Raw genomic sequence first — 7,168 nt, forward strand, 5'->3', positions numbered from 1 at the left:
CCACCAGCGCCCCCACCGTCACCGACCCGCCGTCCCCCTCGCCCGCCGGGTCGGTGACGGTGGGGGCGCTGGTGGTGGCCGGGGCGGCCGCGCTGTGGTTCCTCGGGTCGCGGGCGCGGCGGCGGCGGCGCGCCTGAGGCCGGCGCCCGGCCTCAGGCGGGGCCGCGGCGGGCCGCCACGACCGCCTCGAAGCCGGTGACCAGCGCTTCCAGTCCGAAGGCGAAGTGGTCGAGGGAGGAGCCGAAGGCGTCCTCGGAGAGGGCGGCCAGCAGCGGGAACTCCCCGCTGCGCATGGCGCGGTCGAGGACCGGCGCCTGGCCCTGCCAGAACTCCTCGTCGCTGACGCCGGTCTCCTGGGCGGCCTCGGTGGTCTCCAGCTCCATCCGGGCCGCGCCGACCGTGTAGTTGTGCACGGCGACGATGACGCCGATGGTCTCCGGGTCGGTCATGCCCATGCCCTTCAACCCGGTGAGGGCCAGTTCCAGGCTGCGCAGCGCGTTCGGGCCGAGCACCGTGCGGGCCTGGTTGACCTTCAGCAGCCAGGGCCGCGCGCGGTACATCTCCAGCTCGGCGCGGCCCAGCGCGCGGACCATGTCCCGCCAGTCGGCGGGCAGTTCGCCCGAGGGGCCCATGGCCAGGCCCTGGACGTGGTCGAGCATCAGGTCGAGCAGCTCGGCCTTGCCGGGGACGTAGCGGTAGAGCGACATGGTGCCCACGCCGAGGTCGGTGGCGAGGCGGCGCATCGAGACGGCCGCCAGACCCTCGGTGTCGGCGACCGCCACCGCGGCGGTGGTGATCTGCTCCAGGGTGAGCCCTCGCCTGGGGCCCCGGTTGGGCTGCTCGCCCAGTCCCCACAGCAGCTCCAGGCTGCGGACGACGTCGCCGCTGCCGCTCGTCGCCGTGGCCTGCCCCGTCACGCTCTCGCCGCTGCTCATGTCGGCCAGGGTAATCCGCCGCACAGAAGGTGAGTACGCCGTACGCTGATAACTGTGTACGGTGTACTCAGAAAGTCGGCGGACGGCGACGGGGAGGGGTGTGCCATGAGTGGGTGGGCGGTCCGGGTGGAGGGCCTGCACAAGCGGTACGGGGACAAGGCGGCGCTGGACGGGTTCGACCTGGCCGTGCGGCCCGGCACCGTGCACGGGCTGCTCGGGCCGAACGGGGCGGGCAAGACCACCGCCGTACGGGTGCTGGCCACCCTGTGCCGGTACGGCGGCGGGCGCGCCGAGGTCGCGGGCGTCGACGTGGCCCGCGAGCCGCGCCGGGTCCGCGGGCTGATCGGGCTGACCGGGCAGTACGCGGCGGTGGACGAGGGCCTCACCGGGCGGCAGAACCTGGAGATGTTCGGCCGGCTGTTCCACCTCGGCCGGCGGCGGGCCCGGTCGCGGGCCGGCGAGCTGCTGGAGCGCTTCGCGCTCACCGAGGCCGCCGACAAGGGGGTGGAGGGCTACAGCGGCGGCATGCGCCGCCGGCTCGACCTGGCCGCCTCGATGGTCCTCACCCCCCGGGTGCTGTTCCTGGACGAGCCGACCACCGGGCTCGACCCGCGCGGGCGCGGCGAGGTGTGGGACGCCGTGCGGGCACTGGTCGCCGACGGGACGACGGTGCTGCTCACCACCCAGTACCTGGAGGAGGCCGACCGGCTCGCCTCCCGGGTCACCGTCATCGACCGGGGCCGGGCCATCGCCGACGACACCCCGGAGGCGCTGAAGAACCGGGTGGGCGGCGACCGGATCGAGGTGGTCGCGGCGGACGCGGCCGACCTTCCGGCGGTGGCGCGCGTGGTCGCCCGGGTCTGCCAGGGCGAGCCGCGCACCGAAGTCGGCGAGCGGCGGGTGCACGCCCCGGTCGCCGACCGGGTCGCCGCGCTGACCGAGGTGGCCCGCACCCTCCAGGACGACGGCGTCCCGGTCGAGGACATCGGACTGCGCAGGCCGAGCCTGGACGACGTCTTCCTGCGCCTGACCGGAGAGAAGGCGAGCGCATGAGCGGCACCGGCACGATCACCCCGGGCACGGTCACCGAGGGCCCGGCGGCGCGGGTCCCGCCGACCGAGCGGCCCGGACGGGCGTACTGGGCGGTGGCCGACTGCCTCACCCTCGTCCGCCGCACCCTGACGCACTACGCGCGCAAGCCCGTGAACATCGTCTGGCAGCTCGGCTTCCCGATCGTCTCGGTGCTGCTCTACGGGTACGTCTTCGGCGGCGCGATGAAGCCGCCGGGCGGCGGCGGCGCGAGCGACTACCGGGACTTCCTGATGCCCGGCATGTTCGTGATGACCATGGCCTTCGGGTTCATGAACTCCGCCCTGGCGGTGGTGACCGACACCGAGAAGGGCGTCACCGACCGGTTCCGCTCGATGCCGATGGCCCCCTCCGCCCTGGTCAGCGGGCGCTGGGTGACCGACCTGCTGGTGGCCGCCGCCGAGCTGGCGATCCTCGCGCTCACCGCGCTGGCCATGGGCTGGCGGCCGGACGGCGGCCTGGCGGGCGGCCTGGCCGGCTTCGCGCTGCTGCTCCTGCTGCGCTCCTGCCTGATCTGGGTGGGCGTCTGGCTGGGCCTGCTGGTGCCCAGCGTGGAGGCGGCCGGCGGACTGTACGCGGTGGCCTTCCCGCTCACCATGGTCTCCAGCGTGTTCGTCGCCCCCTCGACCATGCCGGGCTGGCTGGGCGCGGTCGCCGCGTGGAACCCGGTCTCCTCGACGGCGGCGGCCGCCCGCGAGCTGTTCGGCAACCCGGTCGGCTCGGACGGCAGCTGGGTGCAGGACAACGCGGTGCTGATGGCGGTGGTGTGGCCGCTGGCGATCACGGCGGTCTTCCTGCCGCTGGCGGTACGCCGCTTCCAGCGGCTCGGCCGCTGAGCGCGCCGCACGCGCGAGGGGCCCGGCGGGTGTCGCACCCGCCGGGCCCCTCGTACGCACGGAGCCGTTACAGCCGCTCGATGACGTAGTCGACGCAGGCGGTCAGCGCCTCGACGTCGGCCGGGTCGACCGCCGGGAACATCGCGACCCGGAGCTGGTTGCGGCCCAGCTTGCGGTACGGGTCGGTGTCCACGATCCCGTTGGCGCGCAGCGTCCTGGCGATCGCGGCCGCGTCCACGTCGTCGCTGAAGTCGATGGTGCCGATGACCTGGGAGCGCTGGGCCGGGTCGGTGACGAACGGGACGGCGTGCTTGGACGCCTCCGCCCACCCGTACAGCGTCCGGGCGGAGGTGGCCGTGCGGCGCACGGCCCAGTCCAGGCCGCCCTGGCCGTTGATCCACTTGAGCTGCTCGTTGAGCAGGAACAGGGTGGAGAGGGCGGGGGTGTTGTACGTCTGGTTCTTCAGCGAGTTGTCGATGGCGGTCGGCAGGCTGAAGAACTCCGGGACGTGGCGGCCCGAGCCGTGCACGCGGGCGGCGCGCTCCAGGGCGGCCGGGGAGAACACGCCGATCCACAGGCCGCCGTCGGAGGCGAAGGACTTCTGCGGGGCGAAGTAGTAGACGTCGGTCTCGGTGATGTCGACCGGCAGGCCGCCCGCCCCGGACGTGGCGTCCACCAGCACCAGCGCGCCCTCGTCCGCGCCGGCCACCCGCCTGATCGGGGCGGCGACACCGGTGGAGGTCTCGTTGTGGGTGAACGCGTAGACGTCCACGCCCGCCTCGGCGGCCGGCTCGGGGTGGGTGCCCGGGTCGGCGGAGATCACGGTCGGCTCCGCCAGCCAGGGGGCGAGCTTGGCGGCCTTGGCGAACTTGGAGGAGAACTCGCCGAAGGAGAGGTGCTGGGACTTCTCCTCGATCAGACCGTGGGTCGCGACGTCCCAGAAGGCGGTGGAGCCGCCGTTGCCGAGGATCACCTCGTAGCCCTCGGGAAGGGAGAACAGCGCGCGCACGCCGTCGCGCACCTCGCCGACCAGGTTCTTGACCGGGGCCTGGCGGTGGGAGGTGCCGAGCAGGGAGGTGCCGGTCGCGGCCAGGGCGTCCAGCGCCTCCGTACGCACCTTGGAGGGGCCCGCGCCGAAACGGCCGTCGGCGGGCTTGATGTCAGCGGGAATCCGGATCTCAGCCACGGGCCGGAGCCTAGTCCCTGACGGACACGGCCGAGAGCCGTGTCCGTCCGATGAGACGTGATCTTGAGACGCGGACCGCTGGAGGATCAGCCGAGGGTGACCGGCAGCTCGAAGAGGTCGTTCTGGGTGACCACCGGCTTGTTGCGCAGCTCGGCGGCCGGGACGGCCAGGTCGAGGGCGGGGAAGCGGGCGTAGAGGGCGGGCAGGGCGACCCCGGCCTCCAGCCGGGAGAGCGCCGCGCCGGGGCAGACGTGCGGGCCGTGCCCGAAGGAGATGTGCCGGACCGGGGCACGGGTGGCGTCGAAGTCGCCGGCCGTGGGCCCGTGCTGCCGCTCGTCCCGCCCGATCGCGGCGTACGAGACGATCAGCGCCTCGCCCGCGGGCAGCACCCGGTCGCCGACCGCCACGTCCTCGGTGGCGAACCGGAGCAGCACGTGCGAGGTGGGCGTGTCATGGCGCAGGGTCTCCTCGACGACCGCGTCCCAGCCGATCTCGCCGGCCAGCACCCGGGCCCGCTGGCCGGGGTGGGTGGAGAGGTTGACCACGGCGTTGACGATGAGCGAGATCGTGGTCTCGTGCCCGGCGGCCACCATGAGCTGGAGGGTGGAGACGATCTCCTCGTCGGTGAGGTGGTCGCCGTCCTCGGACGCCTGGATCAGCGCGCTGGTGAGGTCGTCGCCGGGGGCGGCGCGCCGCCGGGCGACCGTGCGGCCCATGATCTCGGCCAGCTCCATCAGCGTGGCCAGGACCTCCTCGGGCGGGGTCTGGGTGGAGAAGAACCGGTCGAACAGCACCTTCAGGCGCGGGTGGTCGGCCTCGTCCACCCCCATCAACTCGCTGACCACGTACATCGGCAGCGGGTAGGCGAAGGCGGCCTTGAGGTCGACCGGGCCGCCGGTGGCCGCCTGCTCGGCGGCGAGCCGGTCCAGCAGGCCGTCCACCAGCTCGGTGATCCGGCCGCGCAGCTGCTCCACCCGGCGGGCGGTGAGCGCCTGGGCGACCAGCGAGCGCAGCCGGCGGTGGTCCTCGCCGTCCACGGTGAGCATCGAGCGGGGCGGGTTGGCCAGGCCGATCAGCGGCCAGTCGGGGGCGATGCGGCCCTCGCGCCAGGCGGTCCAGACGTTGATGTCCTTCACCAGCCGCTTGTCGGTGAGCAGCTGCCGGGCCTCGGCGTGCCGGGTGACCGCGTACACCCGCACGCCGCCGGGCAGCACGGCCCTGGCCAGCGGGCCCGCCTCGCGCAGCCTGGTGCTCTCGCCGTCGAGGTCGGCGACGAAGGGGTCGAGGACGATGGCGTCGGACCAGGACCCGGCGCCGGAGGCCGCGGCCCCGCTCACCGGGCAGCCGGCCGGCCGGGCCCCCGTGGCGGCCGCCGGTGCGGAGGCGGCCGCCGGCTCGGCTCCGGGCTCGGGTGCGGTCAGCGAATCGGCGCTCACGGGTGGCCTCCCAGGGCGGGGGTCGGGGTGAAGTGGACGGGCAGGTCGGTCATCCCGCGCAGCCAGGGCGACGGGCGGCGGGCCAGCTCATCGGCCTTGACGGCCAGTTCCAGGTCGGGCAGCCGGTCGAGCAGCACCTCGATCCCGGTCCGGGCGATGACCTCGGCGATCTCCTGGGCCGGGAAGGGGCAGCGGTGGTCGCCGTGGCCGAAGGAGAAGTGCGCGCCGTTGCCGCCGGTCATCGCCGAGCCGTCGATGTGCACCTGCGGGTCGGCGTTGGCGGCGGCCAGGCCGAGCAGCAGCAGGTCGCCGGCCTTGATGTGCCGGCCGCCCAGGTGGGTGTCGCGGGAGGCCCAGCGGCCGGCGACGTTCTGGGTGGGGGTGTCGGCCCACAGCACCTCGTTCATCGCCTCCGCGACCGAGTGCCGGCCGCCGGACAGCGAGGCGGCGAACCGCTCGTCGGTGAGCATCAGCCGCAGCGAGTTGCCGATCCAGTCGGCGGTGGGCTGGTGGCCGGCGGCCAGCATCACCATCATGTCCTGGGCGACCTCCTCCACGGTGAAGCCGGAGGTGTCGGCCAGCATCCGGGACGCCACGTCCTCCTGCGGATCCTGCTGCCGGTCGGCGAGCAGCTCCACGGTCGAGGCGGCGAGCCGCTGCTGTCCGGCGAGCGCGCCCGCCTGCCCGTTGATCATGTCGTTGAGCGCGGTGACCAGGGCCGGGCCCTGCTCGTCCGGCACCCCGTAGATCCGGAGCAGCACGCGGACCGGGAGGAGGGAGGCGTACTGCCCGATCAGCTCGGCCTCGCCCACCCCGCAGAAGGCGTCGACCAGCCCGTCCGCGTACGTCTCGGCGTACCGGCGCAGGGTGAAGGGGTCGACGGACTCCAGCGCGCCGGCGACCATCTGGGCGCGCAGCCGGTGGCGTTCGCCGACGGTGTAGAGGATGGACGGCTGCCTGCGGCCGATCATCGGCAGCAGCGGCCAGTCGGCGGGGATGCGGTCCCACTGGTTCCACAGCTCGGAGTCGCGGCTGAAGAGCACCGGGTCGCTGGTGACCTGGTGCAGCTCGCGGTAGTCCAGCACCAGCCAGGCCGGCACGTCGCCGTCCAGGACGACCGGGGCGACGGGGCCGTGGTCGCGGCGCATCTCGCGGTAGAGCCGGGTGGGGTCGGTCTGGAACCGGGGCCCGGACAGGGGCACGGGCGCGGTCATGCGGGGGTCTCCTGGAGTGGGGCGGCGGGTGCGGCCCGGGCCACCTGGGCGCGCAGGTGCTCGATCAGGGTGATCAGCACGTACTTGCTGGACGAGCGGTCGCGGGCGTCGCACTCCACCAGCGGTACGTCGTCGGCGAGGTCGAGCGCCTCGCGGATCTCCGCCTCGGTGTGCGCCGGGCCGCCGAAGTCGTTGCAGGCCACGATGAACGGCGTGCCGTGGTGCTCCAGTCGGTCGATGGCGTACCAGGAGTCGGAGATCCGGCGGGTGTCGACCAGCACCACCGCGCCGAGGGTCCCGGAGAACAGCCGGTCCCAGAGGAACCAGAAACGTTCCTGCCCGGGCGCGCCGAAGAGGTAGAGCACGTTGTGCGCGTCCAGCGTGATCCGGCCGAAGTCGAAGGCGACGGTGGTGGCCGTCTTGGAGCCGACCCCGCTGGTGTCGTCCACCGCCTCGCCGGCCCGGGTCATCG

At 74.0% G+C, this 7,168-nt stretch carries 7 protein-coding genes; 2 read left to right on the top strand and 5 right to left on the bottom strand.

The genetic code is table 11. From position 1 onward, the window contains the following. Nucleotides 1–152 precede the first annotated feature (152 nt). A complete protein-coding gene (locus tag C6N75_RS02890) occupies nt 153–935 on the bottom strand; it encodes a TetR/AcrR family transcriptional regulator (RefSeq protein ID WP_105867246.1) in 783 nt (260 codons plus the stop codon). A 105-nt stretch (nt 936–1,040) separates the two neighbouring features. On the opposite strand from C6N75_RS02890, the gene C6N75_RS02895 reads away from it, so the two are divergent. Both C6N75_RS02895 and C6N75_RS02900 read left to right on the top strand, forming a co-directional pair. Further along, entirely contained in the window at nt 1,041–1,988 is a 948-nt protein-coding gene (locus C6N75_RS02895) for an ATP-binding cassette domain-containing protein (RefSeq protein ID WP_105867247.1), read from the top strand. Further along, nucleotides 1,985–2,860 (top strand): ABC transporter permease, encoded by an 876-nt coding sequence (locus tag C6N75_RS02900; protein WP_105867248.1) that lies wholly within the window; start codon nt 1,985–1,987, stop codon nt 2,858–2,860. The genes C6N75_RS02895 and C6N75_RS02900 overlap by 4 nt, the downstream gene beginning before the upstream one ends. A gap of 67 nt (nt 2,861–2,927) precedes the next feature. On the opposite strand, the gene serC is transcribed toward C6N75_RS02900, so the two are convergent. The 4 genes from serC to C6N75_RS02920 all read right to left on the bottom strand — a co-directional run. Next, nucleotides 2,928–4,046, bottom strand: a complete 1,119-nt coding sequence (serC, locus tag C6N75_RS02905; RefSeq protein ID WP_105867249.1) for a phosphoserine transaminase — start codon at nt 4,044–4,046, stop codon at nt 2,928–2,930. 86 nt (nt 4,047–4,132) lie between these two features. Beyond that, complete coding sequence (locus C6N75_RS02910) at nt 4,133–5,383, bottom strand: cytochrome P450 family protein (protein ID WP_181160307.1); 1,251 nt, start codon at nt 5,381–5,383, stop codon at nt 4,133–4,135. 95 nt (nt 5,384–5,478) lie between these two features. After that, nucleotides 5,479–6,696 (bottom strand): cytochrome P450, encoded by a 1,218-nt coding sequence (locus C6N75_RS02915; protein ID WP_105867250.1) that lies wholly within the window; start codon nt 6,694–6,696, stop codon nt 5,479–5,481. Further along, on the bottom strand, nt 6,693–7,168 hold a 476-nt coding region (locus C6N75_RS02920), incomplete at its 5' end, for a GTP-binding protein (protein ID WP_105867251.1). The genes C6N75_RS02920 and C6N75_RS02915, both read right to left, overlap by 4 nt.

Origin of the sequence: Streptomyces solincola (genome assembly GCF_002982015.1) — a bacterium.
Lineage (GTDB): Bacteria > Actinomycetota > Actinomycetes > Streptomycetales > Streptomycetaceae > Streptomyces > Streptomyces solincola.

Coding starts and splice junctions, on each gene's coding strand:
- C6N75_RS02915 (WP_105867250.1), bottom strand. CDS start 6,696: ATGACCGCGCCCGTGCCCCTGTCCGGGCCCCGGTTCCAGACCGACCCC.
- C6N75_RS02890 (WP_105867246.1), bottom strand. CDS start 935: ATGAGCAGCGGCGAGAGCGTGACGGGGCAGGCCACGGCGACGAGCGGC.
- C6N75_RS02895 (WP_105867247.1), top strand. CDS start 1,041: ATGAGTGGGTGGGCGGTCCGGGTGGAGGGCCTGCACAAGCGGTACGGG.
- C6N75_RS02900 (WP_105867248.1), top strand. CDS start 1,985: ATGAGCGGCACCGGCACGATCACCCCGGGCACGGTCACCGAGGGCCCG.